This window comes from Vibrio plantisponsor, assembly GCF_013041605.1.
GTDB classification, from domain to species: Bacteria; Pseudomonadota; Gammaproteobacteria; order Enterobacterales; family Vibrionaceae; genus Vibrio; species Vibrio plantisponsor.
This window is the reverse complement of record NZ_JABEQC010000002.1, coordinates 156935-180929: the sequence shown is the minus strand read 5'-3', so window position 1 is coordinate 180929 and position 23995 is coordinate 156935. Positions and strand designations below refer to the sequence as shown.

Genomic DNA, 23995 nt, shown 5'->3' with positions numbered 1-23995 from the left:
AATTTAAGACATAAAAAAGCGGAGCCAATTGGCTCCGCTTTTTCTATGAGAATGCGATATGAAGTATTACTTCTTAGCAAGTTTCTCTTTAATACGAGCAGACTTACCAGAACGCTCACGCAGGTAGTACAACTTGGCACGACGTACTGCACCGCGACGTTTAACTTCAATTCCGCCGATAGCAGGAGAGTGAGTTTGGAACGTACGTTCAACACCTTCACCGTTAGAAATCTTACGTACAGTGAATGCTGAGTGTAGACCACGGTTACGGATAGCGATTACAACACCTTCGAATGCCTGTAGACGCTCACGATCACCTTCTTTTACCTTAACTTGAACTACAACAGTGTCACCTGGTGCAAATTTAGGTAGGTCTTGTTTCATTTGCTCTTGCTCAAGAGCTTTGATGATGTTACTCATTTTTAAATTCCTAGAATAAACTGATACTAAATTTAATAGGTTACTGGTTATCCCGAGTTTCTTTAATGAACTCAGCCAGTAATTGTTCCTGTTCGTCAGTCAGAGCTAGGTTTTCCAGGAGCTCCGGACGTCTTAACCAAGTTCGGCCTAGCGACGATTTCAGTCGCCAGCGACGAATGTCCTCGTGATTACCGGATTTCAGTACCGAAGGTACTTCTTTTCCATCTAACACTTCAGGACGCGTATAGTGCGGGCAATCTAACAAGCCATTAGCAAAAGAATCTTCTTCTGCTGACGCGAAATCTCCAAGTACACCCGGAATAAACCGAGACACCGAATCAATCAACGTCATGGCTGGGATTTCCCCACCCGTCATTACGAAATCACCAATTGACCATTCTTCGTCAACTTCAGCTTCAATAATGCGTTCATCTACCCCTTCGTAACGACCACAAATAAGAACAAGGTTTTCATTTGTAGCCAGCTCTTCAACTCCCTTCTGGTCGAGTTTTCGACCTTGAGGAGAGAGATAAATGACTTTCGTCTTTCCCGGTGCGGCTTGCTTGGCAGCATGAATGGCATCGCGCAAAGGCTGTACCATCATCAACATACCAGGACCACCACCGTAGGGTTTATCATCGACAGTGCGACGTTTGTCGTGAGTGAAATCGCGAGGATTCCATGTATCAACAGACAACAACCCTTTTTTAACCGCTTGGCCTGTGACTCCAAAATCTGTAATGCTGCGGAACATTTCAGGAAATAGGCTTATAACGCCAACCCACATGTGTTCTTTGCCTTATATTTTAGAGTTAAAACGCTGGATCCCAGTCAACTTCGATCCGTTGAGCAGTGCGATCAATGTTCTTGATCACTTGCTCTTCAAGGAACGGAATTAATCGTTCCTTTTGTCCGAAAGCATCTTTCAGATTTGCTTTAACTACGAGAACATCGTTCGAGCCTGTTTCTAGCATGTCAGTAACTTTACCAAGGTCGTAGCCTTGAGTGGTTACCACTTGCATGCCGAACAATTCGCGCCAGTAGAACTCATCTTCTGGCAATTCAGGTAGTACAGCGGGATCAATTGAGATTTCAAAGTTAGTCAGCAGATGCGCATCTTCACGAATATCAAGACCTTCTAGTTTTACTACAAGACCTTTATTGTGGCGCTTCCAACCTTCAACTTTGTATTCAACTGATTCACCCTTGTGGTTAACAAACCACGGGGCGTAATCAAAAATACTTTCCGGATTGTCTGTATAGGAAAAAACCTTAAGCCAACCACGAATGCCGTAAGTAGCTCCAAACTTGCCTACAACAATTCTCTCGTTTTGTTTGCTCATTGTTTCTTTACCTTTCATCGACATAAACTAGTTACTCACTAAATGTAAGAATTAAGCCGCTTTTTGAGCGTCTTTAACTAGCTTAGCTACGCGGTCAGATAGAGATGCGCCTTGTGAAACCCAGTGGTTCACGCGATCTAGATCTAGACGTAGACCTTCTTCTTGACCAGTAGCAGTAGGGTTAAAGAAACCTACTTTCTCGATGAAGCGGCCAGTAGCTACGTTGCGGCTGTCTGCAACAACGATTTGATAGAATGGACGCTTCTTAGCGCCGTGACGTGCCAAACGAATGGTTACCATGTCGTCCTCTTTGCTTTCTCAAAAATAAAATTAACCCCAGTAACCGTCTTAGATAAAACAGCTTGGGGTCTCGTGCCAAAATAAAGCCCCGGAATTTTACTCTTATTCCGAGGCATTGCAAGGTTTTTAGCTAATTTTTCACCACCAAAAGCAGGGATAAATTACCGTGACCTTGATAACACTTTGAAAAATTGAGAACGATTTTTAAACAATCAATATTCTCAACTTAACAAATCGAGGTAAGGACTCATTTAGCGACCGAAGAAACCGCCGCCTCCGCCCATGCCTCCCATTCCGCCCATCATGCCTTGCATGTTGCGCATCATGCCTTTCATGCCGCCTTTCTGCATTTTTTTCATCATCTTTTGCATCTGAGTGAATTGCTTTAATAGGCGGTTAACGTCCTGCACCTGAACACCAGAACCTGACGCTATACGTTTCTTACGAGAACCTTTAATCAAATCAGGGTTGCGACGCTCTTTCATCGTCATTGAGCTGATGATGGCTTCCATCTGTTTGAACATACCATCGTCAACTTTATCTTTAACACCCGCTGGAAGCTGAGACATGCCTGGAAGCTTGTCCAGCATTCCCATCATGCCACCCATGTTTTTCATTTGGCCAAGTTGTTCACGGAAGTCTTCTAAGTCGAAGCCCTTTTTCTCTTTAAACTTCTTAGCCAGTTTTTCTGCTTTCTCTTGGTCAACATTACGTTGTAGGTCTTCAATCAGTGACAGTACGTCACCCATACCTAGAATTCGGGAAGCAACACGATCTGGGTGGAATGGTTCTAGAGCGTCAGTTTTTTCACCCACACCCAAGAATTTAATTGGTTTTCCTGTGATATGACGTACAGACAGAGCTGCACCACCACGAGCATCACCATCGACTTTGGTAAGAATCACACCCGTTAATGGCAGTGCATCACCGAATGCTTTAGCCGTGTTTGCCGCATCTTGACCAGTCATGGCATCGACAACAAACAGCGTTTCAACAGGATCGATTGCTTTATGAAGGTCTTTGATTTCCGCCATCATTTGTTCATCGATAGCAAGACGACCGGCAGTATCGACAATCAATACGTCATAGAATTTTTTCTTCGCATGATCAATAGCCGCATTCGCGATATCAATTGGCTTTTGGTCTGCGGAAGACGGGAAGAAATCAACACCAAGATCAGTGGCCAAAGTTTCTAGCTGTTTGATCGCCGCAGGGCGGTAAACGTCGGCAGAAACCACCAGCACTTTCTTCTTATCGCGCTCTTTTAATAGCTTAGACAGTTTACCAACGCTGGTTGTTTTACCTGCACCTTGTAAACCCGCCATCAGAATAACAGCCGGTGGCTGAGCGGCTAAGTTAAGCGCTTCGTTGGATTCACCCATAACCTTTTCAAGTTCGCTACGTACGATCTTGATGAACTCTTGGCCTGGGGTCAGCGATTTAGAAACTTCGACACCTACCGCGCTTTCTTTAACACGGTTTACGAAATCACGAACTACAGGAAGTGCAACGTCAGCTTCCAATAGCGCCATACGAACTTCTCGCAGGGTCTCTTTAATATTGTCTTCTGTAAGACGTCCTTTGCCGCTGATATTCTTCAGCGTCTTGGATAGTCGATCCGTTAAATTCTCAAACATCTTTATTCTCTTCGCGGTACGGCGATTAATTGTTGTGAGTATACCTTAGCCAAGTCCATAGGCATACCCTAATCCCCACAACTGGGAACGCAGACATCTCTATAACTGGGAACATTGAGGTTTGTCTTCTAGATTGGGTTAACTTTGTGAGATCTCAACTCTCAAAAATCAATCAAGATCCACCGTAGCTCATTAGGGTTATGCAATGTATAATTCGTTAATTCAGCAGCCATTTATGTGAGAAGTATGGATAACTTAATCGCTATCGTTGCCACTCTAATGTACGTTTTATCGATCGCAACCATAGTGCCTAGCCTAGTCAACCACACAGGTATAAGAGCAAAATCGGTTTTTGTTTCTGCTTTCTTAGCACTTGTTTTTCATGCTTGGCTGCTCGGAGATCTGATTATCAACGCCTCTGGGCAAAACTTGAGTATGCTCAACGTTGCTTCACTGATCAGTTTTATTATCTCTCTAGTCATGAGCGTAGCGATGTTTAAAACTCGCTTATGGTTCTTGTTGCCTGTTGTGTATAGCTTCTCAGCCATCAATGTATCGGCTGCCACGTTCCTACCAAGCACTTTCATTACACACTTGGAAAACGATCCTAAACTGCTTGTTCATATATCACTGGCTCTGTTTTCGTACTCGACACTGTCTATTGGTGCACTCTATGCGTTGCAGCTAGCTTGGCTTGATTACAAATTGAAAAAGAAAAAAGCTTTAGCAATTAACCCTAATTTGCCACCATTGCTGATGGTTGAACGCCAACTGTTTAAGATAATTCTGATTGGCAACTTGCTACTAACTGGTACTCTTATCACTGGTTGGTTTTTTGTTCAGGATATGTTTGCCCAAGGCAAAGCTCATAAGGCGATACTTTCTTTTATTGCTTGGGTGGTTTACTCCATTTTACTTTGGGGTCATTACCAGAAAGGCTGGCGAGGAAGAAAAGTCACTTGGTTTGCAGTTGCTGGCGCAACACTACTGACTTTGGCTTACTTTGGTAGCCGATTTGTCAGAGAAATAATCCTGAGCTGAGTAAACATTCGCGAGTTGTCTTATTTGACTTCCCGCTTGTCGTAATCCATTAATTACTAAATTTTATTTACCTAAATCTGTTATAAGGAAAAAGATCGTTTTGGACGATATCTCTACGGGTATTTTATTTGCGCTGCTTGCGTGTCTTATCGTTATTTCTGCCTATTTTTCCGGTTCTGAGACAGGCATGATGTCTCTCAACCGTTATCGTTTAAAGCACCTCGCCAACACTGGGCACAAAGGTGCAAAACGAGTTGAGAAATTACTTAGTCGTCCAGATCGTCTTATTGGCCTAATTCTTATCGGTAATAACCTCGTCAACATTCTCGCTTCTGCGATCGCGACGATTATCGGTATGCGTCTATACGGTGACTACGGAGTTGCGATTGCAACTGGTATTTTGACTCTTGTGGTACTTGTCTTTGCTGAAGTCACGCCTAAAACATTAGCCGCGTTATTCCCTGAGAAGGTGTCTTACGCAAGCAGTGTGTTACTGACAATACTGATGAAAGTTTTTGCACCATTGGTCGTGTTCGTTAACTTCATTACCAATGGTTTTATTCGTCTATTGGGTGTAAAGAACTTAAGTAGCGGTGATGATCACCTCAGTTCTGAAGAGCTTCGCACAGTCGTAAACGAAGCGGGCGGCCTTATTCCTCGTCGTCACCAAGATATGCTGTTGTCGATTCTTGACCTTGAGCACGTCACTGTGAATGACATTATGATTCCACGTAATGAAATTACGGGAATCAACATCAATGATGATTGGAAGTCGATTGTTCGTCAGCTAACCCACTCTCCTCACGGACGCGTGGTGCTGTATCGTGACCAAATTGATGAAGCTGTTGGTATCCTGCGTTTGCGTGAAGCCTCTCGCTTTATGTTAGAAAAAAGCGAACTCAACAAAGAGATCATCCTGCGTGCTGCTGATGAAATTTATTACATTCCCGAAAGTACACCGTTAAACGTTCAGCTACTTAAGTTCCAACGTAATAAAGAGCGTATCGGTCTGGTGGTTGATGAATACGGCGACATTATCGGTTTGATTACTCTAGAAGATATTTTGGAAGAGATTGTGGGTGAATTTACCACATCTATTGCACCGAGCTTATCAGAAGAAATTACGCCACAAGGTGACGGTAGCTTCCTGATTGAAGGCAGTGCAAACATTCGTGATATAAACAAGAGTCTAAAATGGAAACTTCCTACTGACGGCCCAAGAACACTTAACGGTTTGATTCTGGAGCATCTTGAAGAGATCCCAGAAAGCCAAATTAGCGTCAAAGTAGCCAATCATCCGATGGAAATTGTTGAGCTGGAAGAGAACCGAATTAAGCTGGTTCGAGTGCATCCTCGCAAACAGAAGAAAGTGTAAACCTCTTTCCTACGAACACAAAAAAGGCTTGGTAAACCAAGCCTTTTTAATCTCTGCAATCTGACAGCAATTAGTCGATTTTCAACTCTTTCAGCATATCTTCTGGCAAAGCTAATTCATCGTTACGGTTAACACTGATACCCGCAGCGATAACAGTTTTAGCAATTTCCTTCGCTTCTTCTAGCGAGTGCATTGCCGCTGTACCACATTGGTATTCGTTAAGTTCAGGGATCTTGTTTTGAGATTCCACTTTTAGTACATCTTGCATTGCAGCAAGCCAAGCATCAGCCACTTCTTGCTCCGTTGGCGTACCAATCAGGCTCATGTAGAAACCGGTACGGCAACCCATTGGTGAAATGTCAATAATCTCAACATTTGAACCGTTTAGGTGCGCACGCATAAAACCAGCATAAAGATGCTCAAGGGTATGAATACCTTTTTCAGACAAGATCGCTTTGTTTGGCATAGTAAAGCGCAGGTCAAAAACAGTAATGGTATCGCCCTTAGGGGTTTGCATTTTCTTAGCTACACGTACCGCAGGTGCATTCATTCGAGTATGGTCAACGGTAAAGCTGTCTAGTAATGGCATTGTTCTTTCTCTCCAATGGTGCTGGAATCTAACGTTATTCCGGCACAGATAAATCGTGTCTAACTATTGTTATTTGCTAATGATAGCTATCTAACCATCAATCGTGAAGCCGCTTATTTCAGATAAGCAAAATACTGTTCAAGATACTCATCAAAACTTAACGTATCTTGTTGTTCAATACTGAGCTGTTCTTGAGCGGAACGAATGACCTCTTCTTCCATCATCGATTCAGAATAAACTTGGTATTGATGTTCAAGGTTTTGCTGGCGATATTGCGTACCTAACTCACAGCCAGCTTTACCTAAACCACCAGCCGTTTTTACGATTTCTAGCAGTTGTGCCGACAGCGTTTTGTCAGGATTATCGATCCACGTTTCCAACTCATTACACACTTGTTGGTAAGCATCACCACCAATCTCAGCATCCATCACTTCTGCAATTTGGCGTAAATCAGCAAACACACGCTTCGCCCAGTCTTGCAGTGATAACTTTTCACCATGACAGCCAATCTGTAGTTCAAGACCAACTTGACGACCTTGAACAATGACTTTGTTCCAGTTGTCTCTCCAACATTCCAGTTCACAACTGTCCATAGGATCAGAGTCAGAAAGTGCTGCCCATGTTAAGAACAGATCTAAGAATCGGACTTGCTGTTCTGTTACACCTACTGGGCTGAATGGATTCACATCCAGAGAGCGAACCTCAATATATTCAACACCACCTCGAGCTAACGCTTCTGATGGTTTCTCACCACTTTTCGCGACACGTTTAGGGCGGATTGGTGCATACAGTTCATTCTCAATTTGCAAAACATTGCTGTTGAGCTGGCGATACTCACCATCCACTTTGACGCCAATTTCGGCAAACTCAGTGGAAGGCGTGCGAATTGCTCGGTTCAATCCTTCAAGATACTGATTTAAACCGTTGAAGCCGATTTTCAGGCCACTCTGAGCACTGTTGGTATAACCTAAATCACTCAAACGCAAAGACGTGGCGTGTGGAAGGTACAAAGTGCCACCAACTTTCTCAAATGGCAGCTTGGTTTCGCGACCACGAATAAAGGATGAGCAAAGAGCTGGAGATGCGCCAAAGAAATACGGGATCAACCATCCAAATCGATAGTAATTACGGATCAACGCAAAGTACGCTTCCGATTTTGTTTCCTGACGAGTGCTTTCATCTTGCTCACCATACAGAGCGTCCCAGAACGAATCAGGGAAGGAGAAATTGAAATGAACGCCGGAGATAATCTGCATCAGGCTGCCATAACGTTTTTTAAGACCTGCACGATACAAAGTCTTCATTCGTCCGGTATTCGACGAGCCGTATTGAGCAAGATTGATGTCATCCTCACTACCCACATAGCAAGGCATAGATAACGGCCACAATTTCTCATCATTGAGCTTAGATTGGGCAAAATGATGAATGTCTTTCAGTTGTGACATTAAGGTTGCAACATCATTAGAAACTGGCGTTATAAATTCCAGCAAGGACTCAGAGAAGTCGGTGGTGACCCAACGGTTCGTCAAAGCACTGCCAAGTGATTGAGGATGTGGCGTCAAAGCCAGCTCACCATCTGATGTATAGCGTAATGTTTCACGTTCAACACCACGGCCAAACTGCTGAAATACTTTAGATTTATTTGCAACTCGTTCAAGTCGCTCGGCAAAATTAGTCAAATTGAAATTCGCTTATATGTATTGTGAGTCGGCCTAATCCCCTAGCGGTTCAACCTTGTTTAGTGGAAGAATCTACGAAGACAGACAGGAGGCACGCGAACGTCGCCTCCTCTTTTATGTGTACTCTAGCGGATGATTTCAAGCTCTTCTACGGGAATTGTTAATTTTTCTAGTTGAGGCTTGAGTGTTTTTGCATCACCGACCACGATAATCTGGTAATCATTCGGATTAAACCACTTCGCAGCTAAACGATCTAGTGTCACTTTATCAACGCTTTTGACTATCTCATTACGAACTTGTAGATAATCTCTATCCAAACTGTAGGTCAATATACTGCTCAATAAGGAAGCCTTTTGTCCTGGAGTTTCATACTTCAATGCATCTTGTTGTCCCACAGCCAGACGTAAGAAATCCATTTCTTGGTCAGTTAAGCCATTCTCACTGAACTTCGCCATTTCATTCTGCAACTCAATAATCGAATATAAGGTGGCATCCGCTCTGACTTGAGCATTAAACACTACAGCACCGACTTCTCGGTTGCTGGAAAAGTAACTGCTTGCTCCGTATGTAAAACCTTTATCTTCACGCAAATTCTGATTGATGCGGCTATTGAAATTACCAGCAAGATTAAAGTTTGCCAGCTGGCTCAGGTAAAGTTCACCCGTAGCGTCAAACGGTAAACCACGTCGAACTAGACGAACGACAGATTGAGGCGCATCCGGTTTGTCGACCAAGTAAACCTTCTTGCTGGTTAAGTTGGGAACGATTTGAGGATCAATCAGAGGCGAAGCATCTCCCTTCCAATTGGCGAAAAAGTTAAGCTGCTTGCGAATATCCTGCTTTGAGATATCCCCAACGACAACGATTTGAGCACCATTCGGTGTGTAATGTTTACGATAGAAATGCTTCACATCATCCAAGGTCAAACTGGCGATAGAATCATTAGTACCATCACTGGAACGAGCAAAAATCGAGGAACCAAACAACACTTGGCGAGTTGCTTGCGATGCTAGCCATTCCGGTTGCTGATGCTGATAGACCATTCCTTGAATCATTTGCTGCTTGATTCGGTCAAAATCATCTTGTTTAAAGCCCGGTTGGAATAACACTTCCTCGATCACCGACAAGGTTTCAGCTAGATTCTTCTCTAAACTAGAAACCACAACGCTTGTTGAATAGGTATTCGCATTCACGCTGATGGTTGAGCCCAATTTATCCAACTGCGCTTGAATCTCTTCTACATTCCTTGATGCTGAGCCCTGCTCCATCATGGCTGCGGTTAAATTTGCTAAGCCTTCCTTACCTCTCGGCACATGTCTTTCACCGGCCGGAAGTTTAAATTGAATGACGACAGTCGGAGTTTCAGATGTCTTGGTTCCAAGCAGTTCAGCACCGTTGTTGAAGTAAATGTCATACAGCGTCGGTAAACGAGCCTGGACCGCATCGGCGACTTTCGGCATAACTGAACGGTCGAAATTATCTTTGACTTCACGGAACGTCAGCTGCTGTTCAGAAATTTTTTGATGCTCTGGCAAATCACGTTCAGGTGTAACAAATGTCGCCTTCTTCACGGCAAAACTTGTCTTGCCTTGTGGGACAATACTAAGCGTGGCTTTATTTTTGCCATTAATGTACTTGTTATATACCGCTGTGAGGCTCTTCGGTGATACATGGCGAAGTTGTTCCAACTGATCTTCAATACGATCCGGTTGACCATAAAAGGTTTCATTTGCCGCCAACTGAGCCACTTTTCCTGACACACTCTGCAAAGCAAATACCGAGTTCGCTTCAGCCATTCCTGTGATTTGTTCTAAACGCTCAGCCGCAACGCCCTTCGATTTGAACTCATCAATTGTCTGCATAAGCTCTTTGTATAAAGGCGCTAACTGACCTTTATTACCAGCAGGGGCCATAGCGAACACATAGAAATTACACGCTAGCTCAGAACAGTCATGGAAAGAACCAGCACTGACCGCTTTCTGTGTTTTAACTAAGTTTTGATACAAATAGCTGTTGGTACCACTACCAAGAACACTGGCCATAACATCCAGCGACATCTGGTCATCGGCACCACGATATGACGTCGGCCAACCAATCACCACCATAGGTTGTTGAATGCGGTCTTCCATAGTGATAAAGCGGTTCTCAGGCAAAATCGCAGGCTGCTTTTTGGCCTTTTTCACTTCCGGACCTTTAGGAATAGATCCAAAGTATTTGTTTACCCATTGAAGAGTTTCATCGACGTCAATGTCACCACCGATGGTCAAAACAGCATTGTTTGGACCGTACCAGCGCAGGAAAAACGCTTTTAAATCGTTAACATCAACTTTATCCAAATCTTCGACATATCCGATGGTCTGCCAAGAGTATGGGTGTCCTTGCGGATAAATGGCCTCTCCCATTTTCTCCCACATCAGACCATATGGACGGTTGTCATAATTCTGCGCACGCTCGTTCTTCACTGTATCGCGCTGGATTTCGAACTTACGTTGAGAAACGGCATCAAGTAAAAAACCCATACGATCCGCTTCTAACCACAGCACTTTTTCCAGTTGATTAGCCGGTACCGTTTCATAGTAGTTCGTTCGGTCTCGGTTAGTTGTGCCGTTCAAGGAACCGCCCGCTTCCGTGATCAGTCGAAAGTGTTCTTGGTCACCCACATTCTTGGAGCCTTGGAACATCATATGCTCAAAAAAGTGAGCAAAGCCTGATTTGCCCACTTCTTCGCGAGCCGAACCAACATGATAAGTAACGTCTACATTTACTAACGGATCAGAATGATCCGGAGAAAGAATCACGGTTAATCCATTATCTAATCGGTATTTAGAATAAGGGATCATCACTTTACCTGTCGCTGAATCAACTTGTTCAACCAAGTGAATGCCTTGAGGAAGTGAGGAGAGGTCAGTCTCTGGTTTGGTTTGAGTACTACAGCCATTGATGGCGATTAACGAGAAGGCTCCAGCCCAGATTTTCCTCATAACATCTCCTTAGAAAATCTTAGAAAAAGAAAAGAACGGCTAGAATGGAATATCGAAGCGCTTTGCCAATCAAAATCATGACAAATGAAGGTAAAAATTTCATTCTTAACCAGCCGGCAGCCAAACACAGCGGATCGCCAATAATAGGTAACCAACTAAACAGCAAAGACCAGTAACCATACTTAGTTAACCAAGCTAAAGCTTTATGACCATGTTTTTGCTGCTGAGTTCTGTTCGGCAGCCATAAACCTAACCAATAGTTGACTAAGCCACCAAGGGTATTACCCAAAGTTGCGATTGTAATGACAGAAAATACGGAATATTGATTAAGCGCTAAAGTAGCGAGTAAAGCGGCTTCTGACCCACCGGGAAGCAGAGTTGCACTAAGAAAGCCGCCAAAAAAGAGAACCCATAATGCTGAATCAGAGAATAGCTGCGCAAATTGGGTAAAAAGAGAGTTAAAAAACTCAATCATTTCATATCTAACAAAACCTTGCCTCGTGTATGACCCGTTTCTATTTGTTTGTGGGCTTGTTGAACTTCATCCATAGGATAAATATGTTGAATTTCAGTTTTGAGCAATCCAACGCTAACCATATATAACATAGTGTCTAATTGCTCAGGATTTGGATCAACCAACATACCTGTGGCCTGAAAGCCCAACATCTTCGCTTTCTCGCAAATCAGTTCCGCACTTAATGTTGGAACAGTGACGACACGAGCATTGTCATTCAGACACTTCAACGCATCCAAAGCGGCATCTCCGCCGACAAGGTCGATCAATACATCCACTTTTTCAATACGCTGCGATACAGGTGCAAACTGATAGTTAATCGCATGGGCACCAAGAGTAGCCAGATAATCCAGATTACTTTCGCTGCAAGTGGTATAAACCTCTGCTTTTGCTGCAATCGCAATTTGCACCGCCAAATGTCCAACACCACCAGCACCCGCTAAAATCAGTACTACATCGCCTTCTTTCACTTCCGCTTTATTCAACGCCTGAGCAGCCGTTTGCCCCGCAAGAGGAAGCACGGCAGCGGCTTCTAAAGTAACAGCCTCTGGCACCAGACTCAGTTCTTTTTCTGGGACACAAACATATTGGCTATAACCTCCACCTTGGGTAGGAAAACCGATAAAACCAGCAACGTTATCGCCTTCTTGCAATCGAGATACACCCTCGCCAGCTTTTATAACCTGCCCTGCGACATCATAGCCTGGCACCCAAGGTAAATTGTCTTTATTTTGAGCTGCAGCCCAACCTAAACCTGCCCGTGTTTTTACATCGATCGGATTGATTCCAGAATAAGCAACACGAACTAATACTTCGCCTGCTTTCGGCTCAGGAATTGGTGACGATAATATTGAAAGAACTTCAGGCCCACCAAACTGGGTAATAGCAATTTGCTTGTTTTCCATTTCAACTGTCCCTATAGCGCAAATAAAAAAGGGATGCTGCAGCATCCCTTTGAATATATACCAATATTTGCAAACACTACAGTTTCATACCGCGAAAGCGTTAAGCAAAGATAGTGTCCTCTATTGGTACGCTCAACCAGTTGGTTTCATCAGACCGCAGTTAGCCTACTAATGCGAGTAACACACCAGCGGCAACGGCAGAGCCAAGAACCCCAGCTACGTTTGGTCCCATTGCATGCATCAACAAGAAGTTTTGAGGGTTAGCTTGTAAGCCAACCTTATTAACTACGCGCGCCGCCATAGGAACCGCAGATACACCAGCTGCACCGATAAGCGGGTTGATATCTTCTTTAGAGAACTTGTTGAGAATCTTAGCCATAATCACGCCACCAGCAGTACCGATACTGAAAGCCACGGCGCCTAAAGCCAAAATACCCAGAGTTTCCAAATTTAAGAACTTATCCGCTTGCAACTTAGAACCGACACCAAGTCCTAAGAAAATAGTGACAATGTTGATCAACTCATTTTGCGCAGTCTTAGACAAACGCTCAACGACACCCGCTTCACGCATCAAGTTTCCTAAACAGAACATACCAACAAGTGGAGTCGCTGACGGTAGGAACAAAATGGTCATCAGAAGGACAATCAGTGGGAAAATGATTTTTTCAGTTTTCCCTACATGACGAAGCTGAGCCATTTTAATTTGACGCTCTTCGGGAGTCGTGAGTGCTTTCATAATTGGCGGCTGAATAATAGGTACCAATGCCATGTAGCTGTATGCAGCTACAGCAATCGCACCCAGCAGATCCGGCGACAGCTTACTCGCTAAGAAAATCGCTGTCGGACCATCTGCACCACCGATAATCGCAATCGATGACGCATCTGCCATGGTAAATTCCATTCCCGGAACATAGTTAAGGAAAATTGCGCCAAATAAAGTAGCAAAAATACCTAACTGCGCTGCAGCACCTAACCACAATGTTTTTGGGTTTGCGATCAAAGCGCCAAAGTCAGTCATTGCCCCTACACCCATAAAGATCAACAACGGGAATACACCCGATTCGATCCCTACGTGGTAAACGTAGTAAAGCAAACCTCCCGGTTCAGTGAAACCAGCATTTGGAATATTTGCCAGAACCGCGCCAAAGCCAATTGGCAGAAGTAACAAGGGTTCAAAACCTTTACGAATAGCAAGGAACAGCAGCAAACAACCAACCATGATCATAATGATCTGGCCTAGTTCAAAGTTAGCTATACCTGTTTCACGCCATAAGGTTATTAATCCGTCCATGGTACTCCCTTACGCCAAGCTCAGTAGTGGTGAACCAACAGCAACAGCATCACCCTCTTTAACATGAAGATCCTGAACTAAGCCTGAGCGAGCTGCTCTGACTTCCGTTTCCATCTTCATTGCTTCGAGAATAATGAGTACATCGCCTTCAGCAACTTCTTCACCAGCCGCTACGTTTACTTTGAAAATAGTACCGGCTAGTGGCGCTGGAACATCTTCAGCGTTATCTGCACTAGCAACTGGAGCCGCAGCCGCAGGTTTAGCTTGCGCTGGCGTAACCGAAGTAAGCTGGCCTTGAGGACCGACTTCCACATCGTACACATGCCCATCAACTTTAACACTGTAAGTTTCGATGCCACCAACCGCAGCCGCAGCTGGTTTAGCTGCAACTGGAGCAGCCACTTCTTTACCCGGTGCTGGTTCGAAAGCTTCTGGATTGTGACGGTTTTTCAGGAACTTCAAACCAACCTGAGGGAACAGCGCATATGTCAGAACATCATCAACGGTGTCTTCTGCCAAAGAAATACCTTCCGCTTTTGCTTTCTCTAGCAGTTCAGTCGTCAGGTGTTCCATCTCGTCTTGCAGTAGATCTGCAGGACGACAGGTGATCACTTCCGCACCGTCAAGAACACGAGCTTGCAGTTCCGTGTTTACTTCAGCAGGAGTCGCACCGTATTCGCCTTTCAATAAACCCGCCGTTTCTTTAGTGATGCTCTTATAGCGCTCGCCAGTCAGAACGTTGATTACAGCTTGAGTACCGACGATTTGTGATGTCGGTGTTACCAAAGGAATGTAACCAAGATCTTTACGAACACGAGGGATCTCTTCGAGAACTTCATCGATACGATCAGCCGCGCCTTGTTCTTTAAGCTGACCTTCCATATTGGTCAACATACCGCCAGGAACTTGAGCAATAAGGATACGAGAATCGACGCCTTTTAGCTGCCCTTCCCACTTCGCGTATTTCTTACGTACTTCACGGAAGTAAGCCGCTATCGGTTCGATCTGCTCAAGCTTCAAATTAGTATCGCGTTCAGTACCTTGCAGCATCGCAACAACCGTTTCTGTTGGCGTATGACCGTAAGTCTGACTCATTGAAGAAATTGCAGTATCAAGAATGTCGATACCAGCTTCCACTGCTTTTACAGCCGTAGCGGTTGATAAACCCGTAGTTGCATGACAGTGAAGTGCGAGCGGAACATTACAAGATTCTTTAATGCGAGTGATCAGCTCTTCAGCTTCATATGGTTTTAGTAGGCCAGACATATCTTTGATACACAAAGAATGACAACCTAAATCTTCCAATCGCTTAGCAAGGTCAACCCAAGTATTGGCGTTGTGAACAGGGCTGGTGGTATAAGAGAGCGTACCTTGAGCATGAGCACCGACATCAATCGTTGCTTTTACCGCTTTCTCAAAGTTACGAACATCGTTCATCGCATCAAAGATACGGAATACATCCATACCGTTGCTATGCGCTCGCTCAACAAATTTCTCCACCACATCATCGGCATAGTGGCGATAACCCAGCAAGTTTTGACCACGCAAAAGCATTTGCATTGGTGTATTAGGCATTGCTTTTTTCAGCTCACGTAGACGCTCCCATGGGTCTTCGCCCAAGAATCGAATACAGGCGTCAAATGTTGCTCCGCCCCAAGTTTCAAGAGACCAGTAGCCAACTTTGTCCAACTCTGCTGCAATCGGCAGCATATCTTCGATACGCATGCGCGTAGCAAATAAAGATTGATGGGCATCGCGAAGAACCACATCGGTTATGGCAAGTGGTTTAGACATGCTTATTAACTCCTTTTAATTATTTACTACCTTTCGCAGCAGCTAGAGTACGGTGTTGATGTACCGCAGCAGAAATAGCCGCAACTACCTGTGGGCTAACCGTTTGTTGGTTTGACGCCCCAGATTTCACTGGTACTTTTTTATTTTTGATAGGTGTACTGATCGGTTGAGGTACTTCTTGGGGTACCAAATTTGACATTAACCGAACGAGATAGACCAATAGGGTTAGGAATAGAAAAACGAAGCCCATCCCTGTAATCATCAGGGTGGCCGCGTCTACTAGCAGGCTTCCAATGTTTGTCATGTTGCTTCCTTTCTTTTGTCATCCTGACAACAATCGTCAAAAAATACGAGATTCCTCGTTATGACAAGTGAGCAAAAATTATCTCAATTGATTAAAAATTGTCAATTTAGTTGAAGAGACTCTTCTAGAAGCAACACATATTGAGTGTCAGATTTATGGCATAGCTAACAAAACCACGCAAACCGATTGTAAGCGAGTCAGCGTATAGGCAATGTGTTTGTGTCAATTACGATTGGAATAGTGAAATATTGAAATGAAATTTGGAATTCAGAGGGTAAAGTCATCCAGCTTCGATATAGAACAGTGACTTACTACTTACAGATAAACAAGAATTGTTTTTGAGGAAAAGAAAAAGCCTCGCGTGATGCGAGGCTTTATATAGTGGCGCGTCCTGGAGGATTCGAACCTCCGACCGCCTGGTTCGTAGCCAGGTACTCTATCCAGCTGAGCTAAGGACGCGCAGGGTGTGAAGCATATCACACTAAGTTTATTTCAGAACAAAAAAATTGACCGTTGGTCAATAAATGGCGGTGAGGGAGGGATTCGAACCCTCGATGCGGCTACAAACCGCATACTCCCTTAGCAGGGGAGCGCCTTCGGCCTCTCGGCCACCTCACCGCATTATTCACATTCAATAACTTGTTATAAAACAAGGAAAAGAATATGGCGCGTCCTGGAGGATTCGAACCTCCGACCGCCTGGTTCGTAGCCAGGTACTCTATCCAGCTGAGCTAAGGACGCACTTTGTTCTTTGTTTGGCTGCTAACCCAAACAAGGCAAGAATGGCGGTGAGGGAGGGATTCGAACCCTCGATGCGGCTACAAACCGCATACTCCCTTAGCAGGGGAGCGCCTTCGGCCTCTCGGCCACCTCACCGTCTTGCGGAGGCACATATTACGATTTACCAAAAATATGTCAAACATTTTCTTGGCAAAAATAGCAAAAACCAAGTCAATCGTTGCCTATTTAATCAAAGCGCTATGAAATTACACTTTTATTAAAAAAAGCATCTCTTAAAAACAAAAAAGGCTGGCGAATAAGCCAGCTCTTTTGAAAATTAGTAGTTGCCAGTTGCAACGTTACCATTGCCCTTTTCAGCTTGAATGCGCATGTAAATTTCTTCACGGTGAACAGATACTTCTTTCGGCGCATTTACACCAATACGTACTTGGTTACCTTTTACGCCTAAAACAGTAACAGTGACTTCATCACCGATCATTAGAGTTTCGCCAACACGACGAGTCAAAATTAGCATTCTTTGCTCCTTGAGTAATCTCTGAATTATCTTGCAGTTACACAATTATCCAACAGAAGTTATATTTTGGTAAACTCTGTCGACAGTTTATTAACCTAAAGATACTTGCCTAGGTTGAAAATCTAATAGTTCGTCAGAAGTTATAAAAGCCTCATGCAAAATATTAGCTGCTGAATTAACACTTTCTGGACTTAACATAAGCATGAATGATTGTGAAGTCGTTGAAACATAATGAATATTTATGTCGTGTTCAGCCAGTAATGCAAAAGAACGGTCAACGAAGCTCGGGGCTTGTAAACCTACTGTGGTCAATAAACTCACATGCTCACTATTACGGATTTTGTCACTGAACACCAGCTTCAACTTAGCACAAGCATCAAGTTTTATGACCACTCCTGCCCAATCTGTATCCTCGATCACACTCCACACCTCAATACCTAACATTTGGCAATGTTTCTGCAGGCTTGAAAGCGCTTCATGTTCAATGGTAATTAAAGCCATATCTCTTTGAATGGCGATACCACAGACAGGTTTGGTTCCCTGTTCCCCTTTAATCAGACTACCTTCATTAACATCGAAAGTAGACAAGACACGAAGTGGAACCGCATTATCCCATGCGTATTGAACACATGGTAAATGTAAAACTTTTGCACCTTTACGAGCCATTTCTTCCATAGATGGGAAATCTACAACATCTAGTTTTTGAGCATTAGGTACTACTCTTGGATCACAAGAGTACACACCATCTACATCAGTAAAGATTTGGCATTCGTCAGCCTTGAGAGCTCCGGCAAGTGTCACAGCACTTGTATCTGAGCCACCGCGCCCTAACGTGGTGATGTCCCCATTGTCATTAACACCTTGAAAACCAGCTACTATCACGATTTGATCTTGTTCTAGTAGCTCGTTAATCGTTCGTGTATCAATGTACTTAATCGTCGCGTCATTGTGCAGGTTATCTGTCACTATGTTCGCTTGAGCTCCGGTTAGTGAACGGGCAGCAAAACCTAATTTATTTAAAGTCATTGCTAACAGTGCCATAGACACTTGTTCACCAGCAGAGAGCAAAACATCAAGTTCTCTTGCAGTTGGTACGCTATCGATTTGTTGGGCTAATGCCACTAATCGATTCGTTTCACCCGCCATTGCAGATACAACTACAACAACTTGATTACCATCATTTTTCGCCTTTATGATGTGTTCAGCTACAATATGGATTGTTTCAATTGAACCCATAGAAGTTCCGCCAAACTTTTGCACGATAAGGGACTTTTTCACCAGTATTCACCTTCCCAAGACCGAAGTCTCATACGCACCAACTCGTTTATCCAACCGATAAATTCGTTTAGTAATAACAAAAACAAAACCAAGCAGATAACTGAGCGGAAAACTCCACCCAATTAAACCACTTGGTCAATGGAATTAAACGTACGCCAGTTTAAGATGAAACTGACGTAGCTAATTAATTTATAAGCGTTCTTCTAGCCAAGGCTGAACAGTTTGCATAGCCGCAGGTAAAGCTGATACATCGGTACCACCTGCCTGAGCCATATCAGGGCGACCGCCGCCCTTACCGCCAACTTGTTCTGCAACCATTTTAACTAAATCACCTGCTTTAACTTTGCCAGTCAGGTCGTTAGTTACACCAGCAATAAGGCCGACTTTATCGTCCGCCACATTGGCCAGTAGAACAACACCACTACCAAGTTGATTCTTAATATCATCAACCATGGTTCTTAGATTCTTACTGTCTGCGCCTTCAAGACCAGCGATAAGAACTTTAGTGCCGTTGATCACTTGAGCTTTGCCCATGATGTTGGCACTTTCAGCCGCTGCCATTTTATCTTTCAGCTTCTGGATTTCTTTCTCTAACGCTTTCGCTTTGTTAGCCGCTTCAACAAGCTTCTCTTCATACTTGCGTGTTTGAGCATCGATAACATCTAGTGCTGATTCACCAGTAACCGCTTCAATACGACGGATACCAGCTGCGATACCACTTTCAGATGTGATCTTGAACAGACCGATATCACCCGTATTTGATGCGTGAATACCACCACACAACTCAGTTGAGAATTCACCCATTGAAAGCACACGAACTTGGTCATCGTATTTCTCACCGAACAGTGCCATTGCACCTTTCTTCTTCGCTGATTCGATGTCCATGATGTTCGTTTCAATCACGTGGTTACGACGAACTTGTTCGTTAACCAAACGCTCTACTTCTTTCAGCTCTTGAGCAGTTACCGCTTCAAGGTGAGAGAAGTCAAAACGCAGGCCTTCAGGTTTCACTAAAGAACCTTTCTGCGTTACGTGTTCACCCAATACTTGACGTAGTGCTGCGTGTAACAGGTGAGTCGCTGAGTGGTTAAGAGACGTTGCTTGACGACGTTTAGCATCGACAACCGCAGTAACTTTATCGCCTTTAGCAAATACACCTTCAACAAGCACACCGTGATGAGCAAAAGCATTGCCTAGTTTCTGAGTGTCTTCGACTTTGAACAAACCTGATTCAAGTTTTAGAACACCAGCATCTCCACACTGACCACCAGATTCTGCATAGAAAGGTGTTTCGTCTAGTACAACAATCGCTTTGTCACCCGCAGACAATGAATCAACTTCGTTGCCTTCAACGAACATAGCAGTGATAGTGCCTTGACCTTCTGTCGCGCTATAACCACAGAACTCAGTGCTACCATCAACTTTGATTAGCGTGTTGTAATCAGTGCCGAATTGACCCGCTTCGCGAGCACGCTGGCGTTGTTCTTCCATTGCCGCTTCAAAGCCAGCTTCGTCGATTGTGAAGTTACGTTCACGAGCAACGTCGTTAGTTAAGTCAGCAGGGAAACCGTAAGTGTCATACAGTTTGAATACTGTTTCACCGTCAAGCTCATTGCCTTCTAGGTTATCCAGTGCTTCATTTAGAATTGCCATACCGCGATCTAGTGTGCGGCTGAAGTTTTCTTCTTCAATACGAAGTACTTTCTCAACCACAGCTTGTTGCTTCTTAAGCTCTTCACCTGCTGTACCCATAACATCAGCCAGTACAGAAACAAGTTTGTAGAAGAAAGAGCCTTGAGCACCCAGTTTGTTACCATGACGAACTGCACGACGAATGATACGACGCAGTACATAACCACGGCCTTCGTTAGAAGGCATAACGCCATCTACGATTAAGAATGCACATGAACGGATATGGTCCGCAACAACGCGCAATGACTGGTTAGAAAGATCTTCATGACCTGTCACTTCAGCGGCTGCTTTAATTAGTGTTTGGAATACATCGATTTCGTAGTTTGAGTGTACGTTTTGCATAATTGCAGAGATACGCTCAATACCCATACCCGTGTCCACAGATGGCTTAGGTAGTGGTTCCATCGTGCCATCAGCATGACGGTTGAACTGCATAAATACGTTGTTCCAAATCTCGATGAATCGGTCACCGTCTTCTTCTGGAGAGCCCGGAGGACCGCCCCAGATATGATCACCGTGATCGTAGAAAATTTCTGTACATGGACCACATGGACCAGTATCGCCCATCTGCCAGAAGTTATCTGATTCATACGCTTTACCGCCTGGCTTGTCGCCAATGCGAATAATGCGATCAGCAGGAATACCAACTTGTTTGTTCCAGATATCGAATGCTTCATCGTCAGTTTGGTAAACCGTTACTAGCAGGCGATCTTTTGGTAGTTGCAGAACTTCAGTCAGAAATTCCCATGCGAATTTGATGGCATCTTCTTTGAAGTAATCACCAAAGCTGAAGTTACCCAACATTTCAAAGAATGTGTGGTGACGTGCAGTGAAACCCACGTTCTCCAAGTCATTGTGTTTACCACCAGCACGAACACAGCGTTGAGCTGTTGTGGCGCGAGTGTATGCTCGTTTCTCTAAACCTAGGAAACAATCTTTAAACTGGTTCATCCCTGCGTTAGTGAACAGCAAGGTAGGATCGTTAGCAGGCACCAAAGACGAACTTTCGACGATTTGGTGGCCTTTACTTTCAAAGAATGAGAGGAACGCGCGGCGAACCTCATCCGTGCTCATGTACATGCAGCTCTTCCTGAAATACTCAAGTTAGAATTTTGCGCTATTGTAAAGCATGGATAAGAGTTCGCCTAGTTTTCTTAAAGAAAAGACGAACAAGAATTGAAATTTAGCGGAATGTCATGAAGTTAAATGACGAATAGAATTGAGACGAGTGACAGCAAGCGGTAGAACAATTAGTTCTCAGTGACCACCTTATTCATCGCTACTCAAAGCGTAGTTTATTTGGTCGAAGTTAAAGCCACGGTACTGAAGGAATCTTACTCTCTTCGCGTACTCTTTTTGGTCTTGAGTCATAACGTATTTGAATTTCTTTTCTGCCGTTTGCTTCGCTAACTCAAACCAATCGACTTCTTCTTGTTCTAATGCGCTATTAACCGCATTATTTTCAACACGTTTTTGTTGCAGTTCCTGACGAATTCGCCTTTCACCATGCCCTTTTGCAATATGTTGTCTAACTTGGCTTCGAGCAAAACGTTGATCATCCAAGTAACCTTGCTCTTTACAATAGATGACAGCTTGTTGAACTTCCTCTTCTTCAAAGCCTTTCAACAGTAACTTTTGCCAAAGTTCAAACTCGCCATGATCACGTCTTGTCAGCAGATACAAAGCGCGTTCTTTACAGCTCATTTTATTGGGGCTTGAATACATATCACCTCAAAGCTCACAACTAAATCTCAATAATAAAAAGCCCCGCTAATCAGCAGGGCTCTGAAACCACTATCACCGTATCGGTTAAAAACCAGTAGTGATTAAAACTCTTCTTCTTCGATAGACTGCTCAGCTACATCAGCCGATACAGGTGCTTCTAAGCTAGGGTTTAGTAGCATCTCGCGAAGTTTAGCGTCAATTGTTGCTGCTGCTTCTGGGTTCTCACGTAGGTATTTACATGCGTTAGCTTTACCTTGACCGATCTTGTCACCGTTGTAGCTATACCAAGCACCCGACTTCTCAACCAGCTTGTGTTTAACACCTAGGTCAATCAGCTCACCTTCACGGTTAAAGCCTTGGCCGTAAAGAATTTGCGTATCTGCTTGTTTAAATGGTGCAGCGATCTTGTTCTTAACCACTTTGATACGTGTTTCGTTACCGACAACTTCATCGCCTTCTTTGATAGAACCGGTACGACGAATATCTAGACGTACAGACGCGTAGAATTTAAGAGCGTTACCACCCGTTGTTGTTTCTGGGTTACCGAACATCACACCAATCTTCATACGAATTTGGTTGATGAAGATACACATACAGTTTGACTGCTTCAGGTTACCCGTTAGCTTACGCATCGCTTGAGAAAGCATACGAGCTTGAAGACCCATGTGGCTATCGCCCATTTCACCTTCAATTTCTGCTTTCGGTGTTAGTGCTGCAACTGAGTCGACAACCATAACATCTACCGCACCAGAACGAGCCAATGCATCACAGATTTCAAGCGCTTGCTCACCAGTGTCTGGCTGAGAAACCAATAACTCATCAATATTAACGCCTAGCTTACGAGCGTAGATTGGGTCTAGCGCGTGCTCAGCATCGATGAAGGCACAAGTTTTACCTACACGTTGTGCAGCGGCAATCAGTTCAAGAGTCAGCGTTGTTTTACCTGAAGATTCTGGACCGTAGATTTCTACGATACGACCCATTGGTAAGCCACCAGCACCTAACGCGATATCCAAAGAAAGTGAACCCGTAGAGATGGTTTCTACATCCATAGTACGGTTGTCACCAAGGCGCATAATCGAACCTTTACCGAATTGTTTCTCAATTTGACCTAGGGCTGCGGCTAGCGCCTTCTGTTTGTTCTCGTCCATTACTTTCTCCAGACTGTCACTTGCGTGATGTTAGGGTTCGTTGACCCTGGAAATTGGTTTGACTTAATTACGTCGAATGCTGCTCATTATACTGTTGATTCATACAGTGTCCACCCCTGTATGGAAAAAAGTTGTCACTTGCCGAAAAGTCAGAGACTTAAGACAAATGCTCCTTAATTGTTTCTAAGGCATGGATCACAGCTTGGGTTCGAACTGCACTGCGATCGCCAGCAAAGTGTTGAGTTTCTACTTTAAGCCAGCCCGATTTATCTGCCCAAGCAAAGCACACTGTCCCTACTGGTTTCTCTTCACTTCCACCCGTAGGGCCAGCAATGCCGCTAATCGAAACACCGATAGTAGCATTGGAATTGTTAAGAGCTCCTTGCACCATTTGAATCACAACGGGTTCAGATACCGCGCCAAACTCCGCGAGTGTTTGCCCTTCAACGCCAATCATTTCTTGTTTTGCTTCATTGCTATAGGTAACAAAAGCCCGATCAAACCATGCAGAACTTCCTGCAATTTCAGTAATTGCATTGGCGACGCCACCACCGGTACAAGACTCAGCCGTCACTAAAACCTGTTTGTGCTTAAGTAATAACTCGCCCAGTTGTTGGCTTAATTGTTCTACGGAATTCATGAGAAAACACCTAACCTTTTATCAATCAGATAAAGCTAACTGATAGTCAACCAATTGCCAACCGCAGAAACAATAAGAGTG

21 protein-coding genes and 4 tRNA genes are annotated in these 23995 nt (G+C 44.1%); 2 read left to right on the top strand and 23 right to left on the bottom strand.

The window, feature by feature from the left end; all coding sequences use genetic code 11:
* Positions 1–66: 66 nt before the first annotated feature.
* From rplS to ffh, 5 genes are all read right to left on the bottom strand, one after another.
* Positions 67–420: a 50S ribosomal protein L19 gene (gene rplS, locus HKI82_RS04230; protein ID WP_102940491.1), complete on the bottom strand. Its 354-nt coding sequence runs from the start codon at positions 418–420 to the stop codon at positions 67–69.
* A gap of 40 nt (positions 421–460) precedes the next feature.
* Positions 461–1207 (bottom strand): tRNA (guanosine(37)-N1)-methyltransferase TrmD, encoded by a 747-nt coding sequence (trmD, locus tag HKI82_RS04225; RefSeq protein ID WP_171137299.1) that lies wholly within the window; start codon positions 1205–1207, stop codon positions 461–463.
* Positions 1208–1232: 25 nt separating this feature from the next.
* The gene (gene rimM / locus HKI82_RS04220) at positions 1233–1787 is read right to left on the bottom strand and encodes a ribosome maturation factor RimM (protein ID WP_102940493.1); all 555 of its coding nucleotides are present in this window, start codon (positions 1785–1787) and stop codon (positions 1233–1235) included.
* A 27-nt stretch (positions 1788–1814) separates the two neighbouring features.
* The gene (gene rpsP, locus HKI82_RS04215) at positions 1815–2063 is read right to left on the bottom strand and encodes a 30S ribosomal protein S16 (protein ID WP_102940494.1); all 249 of its coding nucleotides are present in this window, start codon (positions 2061–2063) and stop codon (positions 1815–1817) included.
* Between the two features lie 251 nt (positions 2064–2314).
* The gene (gene ffh, locus HKI82_RS04210) at positions 2315–3700 is read right to left on the bottom strand and encodes a signal recognition particle protein (RefSeq protein WP_102940495.1); all 1386 of its coding nucleotides are present in this window, start codon (positions 3698–3700) and stop codon (positions 2315–2317) included.
* Between the two features lie 246 nt (positions 3701–3946).
* On the opposite strand from ffh, the gene HKI82_RS04205 reads away from it, so the two are divergent.
* Positions 3947–4741, top strand: coding sequence for a cytochrome C assembly family protein (locus tag HKI82_RS04205; protein ID WP_102940496.1), 795 nt, complete (start codon positions 3947–3949; stop codon positions 4739–4741).
* Between the two features lie 100 nt (positions 4742–4841).
* Complete coding sequence (locus HKI82_RS04200; protein WP_171137298.1) at positions 4842–6116, top strand: HlyC/CorC family transporter; 1275 nt, start codon at positions 4842–4844, stop codon at positions 6114–6116.
* A gap of 70 nt (positions 6117–6186) precedes the next feature.
* Here HKI82_RS04200 and luxS read toward each other — a convergent pair whose 3' ends face one another.
* The 18 genes from luxS to pncC all read right to left on the bottom strand — a co-directional run bounded on the left by luxS (position 6187) and on the right by pncC (position 23914).
* Complete coding sequence (gene luxS, locus HKI82_RS04195) at positions 6187–6705, bottom strand: S-ribosylhomocysteine lyase (protein ID WP_042480533.1); 519 nt, start codon at positions 6703–6705, stop codon at positions 6187–6189.
* Between the two features lie 113 nt (positions 6706–6818).
* Complete coding sequence (gene gshA / locus HKI82_RS04190; protein ID WP_171137297.1) at positions 6819–8384, bottom strand: glutamate--cysteine ligase; 1566 nt, start codon at positions 8382–8384, stop codon at positions 6819–6821.
* A 125-nt stretch (positions 8385–8509) separates the two neighbouring features.
* On the bottom strand, positions 8510–11365 hold the full coding sequence (locus tag HKI82_RS04185; protein WP_171137296.1) for a M16 family metallopeptidase: 2856 nt from the start codon (positions 11363–11365) through the stop codon (positions 8510–8512).
* Between the two features lie 19 nt (positions 11366–11384).
* Positions 11385–11840, bottom strand: a complete 456-nt coding sequence (locus HKI82_RS04180; RefSeq protein WP_102940500.1) for a YqaA family protein — start codon at positions 11838–11840, stop codon at positions 11385–11387.
* Positions 11837–12784: an NADP-dependent oxidoreductase gene (locus HKI82_RS04175; protein ID WP_102940501.1), complete on the bottom strand. Its 948-nt coding sequence runs from the start codon at positions 12782–12784 to the stop codon at positions 11837–11839. The genes HKI82_RS04180 and HKI82_RS04175 overlap by 4 nt, the downstream gene beginning before the upstream one ends.
* Positions 12785–12944: 160 nt before the next feature.
* A complete protein-coding gene (locus HKI82_RS04170; protein ID WP_102940502.1) occupies positions 12945–14075 on the bottom strand; it encodes a sodium ion-translocating decarboxylase subunit beta in 1131 nt (376 codons plus the stop codon).
* 9 nt (positions 14076–14084) lie between these two features.
* The gene (oadA, locus tag HKI82_RS04165) at positions 14085–15869 is read right to left on the bottom strand and encodes a sodium-extruding oxaloacetate decarboxylase subunit alpha (RefSeq protein WP_171137295.1); all 1785 of its coding nucleotides are present in this window, start codon (positions 15867–15869) and stop codon (positions 14085–14087) included.
* 19 nt (positions 15870–15888) lie between these two features.
* Positions 15889–16173, bottom strand: a complete 285-nt coding sequence (locus tag HKI82_RS04160) for an oxaloacetate decarboxylase subunit gamma (RefSeq protein ID WP_171137294.1) — start codon at positions 16171–16173, stop codon at positions 15889–15891.
* Between the two features lie 382 nt (positions 16174–16555).
* Positions 16556–16632 (bottom strand) — tRNA-Arg (locus HKI82_RS04155).
* 66 nt (positions 16633–16698) lie between these two features.
* Positions 16699–16791, bottom strand: a tRNA-Ser gene (locus HKI82_RS04150).
* A gap of 46 nt (positions 16792–16837) precedes the next feature.
* Positions 16838–16914, bottom strand: a tRNA-Arg gene (locus HKI82_RS04145).
* Positions 16915–16956: 42 nt separating this feature from the next.
* Positions 16957–17049, bottom strand: a tRNA-Ser gene (locus tag HKI82_RS04140).
* A gap of 181 nt (positions 17050–17230) precedes the next feature.
* Positions 17231–17428, bottom strand: a complete 198-nt coding sequence (gene csrA, locus HKI82_RS04135) for a carbon storage regulator CsrA (RefSeq protein WP_021712262.1) — start codon at positions 17426–17428, stop codon at positions 17231–17233.
* Positions 17429–17518: 90 nt separating this feature from the next.
* Positions 17519–18706, bottom strand: coding sequence for an aspartate kinase (locus tag HKI82_RS04130; RefSeq protein ID WP_171137293.1), 1188 nt, complete (start codon positions 18704–18706; stop codon positions 17519–17521).
* A 189-nt stretch (positions 18707–18895) separates the two neighbouring features.
* The gene (gene alaS, locus HKI82_RS04125) at positions 18896–21478 is read right to left on the bottom strand and encodes an alanine--tRNA ligase (protein ID WP_102943041.1); all 2583 of its coding nucleotides are present in this window, start codon (positions 21476–21478) and stop codon (positions 18896–18898) included.
* Positions 21479–21667: 189 nt separating this feature from the next.
* Positions 21668–22123: a recombination regulator RecX gene (gene recX, locus HKI82_RS04120; protein WP_171137292.1), complete on the bottom strand. Its 456-nt coding sequence runs from the start codon at positions 22121–22123 to the stop codon at positions 21668–21670.
* A gap of 101 nt (positions 22124–22224) precedes the next feature.
* Positions 22225–23274: a recombinase RecA gene (gene recA, locus HKI82_RS04115; RefSeq protein ID WP_171137291.1), complete on the bottom strand. Its 1050-nt coding sequence runs from the start codon at positions 23272–23274 to the stop codon at positions 22225–22227.
* 157 nt (positions 23275–23431) lie between these two features.
* Positions 23432–23914, bottom strand: coding sequence for a nicotinamide-nucleotide amidase (gene pncC, locus HKI82_RS04110; RefSeq protein WP_102943038.1), 483 nt, complete (start codon positions 23912–23914; stop codon positions 23432–23434).
* Between the last annotated feature and the right edge of the window lie 81 nt (positions 23915–23995).

Excerpts from the sequence above, each read along its gene's own strand:
- rplS (WP_102940491.1), bottom strand. The coding sequence starts at position 420 with ATGAGTAACATCATCAAAGCTCTTGAGCAAGAGCAAATGAAACAAGAC.
- trmD (WP_171137299.1), bottom strand. The coding sequence starts at position 1,207 with ATGTGGGTTGGCGTTATAAGCCTATTTCCTGAAATGTTCCGCAGCATT.
- rimM (WP_102940493.1), bottom strand. The coding sequence starts at position 1,787 with ATGTCGATGAAAGGTAAAGAAACAATGAGCAAACAAAACGAGAGAATT.
- rpsP (WP_102940494.1), bottom strand. The coding sequence starts at position 2,063 with ATGGTAACCATTCGTTTGGCACGTCACGGCGCTAAGAAGCGTCCATTC.
- ffh (WP_102940495.1), bottom strand. The coding sequence starts at position 3,700 with ATGTTTGAGAATTTAACGGATCGACTATCCAAGACGCTGAAGAATATC.
- HKI82_RS04205 (WP_102940496.1), top strand. The coding sequence starts at position 3,947 with ATGGATAACTTAATCGCTATCGTTGCCACTCTAATGTACGTTTTATCG.
- luxS (WP_042480533.1), bottom strand. The coding sequence starts at position 6,705 with ATGCCATTACTAGACAGCTTTACCGTTGACCATACTCGAATGAATGCA.
- HKI82_RS04185 (WP_171137296.1), bottom strand. The coding sequence starts at position 11,365 with ATGAGGAAAATCTGGGCTGGAGCCTTCTCGTTAATCGCCATCAATGGC.
- HKI82_RS04180 (WP_102940500.1), bottom strand. The coding sequence starts at position 11,840 with ATGATTGAGTTTTTTAACTCTCTTTTTACCCAATTTGCGCAGCTATTC.
- HKI82_RS04175 (WP_102940501.1), bottom strand. The coding sequence starts at position 12,784 with ATGGAAAACAAGCAAATTGCTATTACCCAGTTTGGTGGGCCTGAAGTT.
- HKI82_RS04170 (WP_102940502.1), bottom strand. The coding sequence starts at position 14,075 with ATGGACGGATTAATAACCTTATGGCGTGAAACAGGTATAGCTAACTTT.
- oadA (WP_171137295.1), bottom strand. The coding sequence starts at position 15,869 with ATGTCTAAACCACTTGCCATAACCGATGTGGTTCTTCGCGATGCCCAT.
- HKI82_RS04160 (WP_171137294.1), bottom strand. The coding sequence starts at position 16,173 with ATGACAAACATTGGAAGCCTGCTAGTAGACGCGGCCACCCTGATGATT.
- csrA (WP_021712262.1), bottom strand. The coding sequence starts at position 17,428 with ATGCTAATTTTGACTCGTCGTGTTGGCGAAACTCTAATGATCGGTGAT.
- alaS (WP_102943041.1), bottom strand. The coding sequence starts at position 21,478 with ATGTACATGAGCACGGATGAGGTTCGCCGCGCGTTCCTCTCATTCTTT.
- recX (WP_171137292.1), bottom strand. The coding sequence starts at position 22,123 with ATGTATTCAAGCCCCAATAAAATGAGCTGTAAAGAACGCGCTTTGTAT.
- recA (WP_171137291.1), bottom strand. The coding sequence starts at position 23,274 with ATGGACGAGAACAAACAGAAGGCGCTAGCCGCAGCCCTAGGTCAAATT.
- pncC (WP_102943038.1), bottom strand. The coding sequence starts at position 23,914 with ATGAATTCCGTAGAACAATTAAGCCAACAACTGGGCGAGTTATTACTT.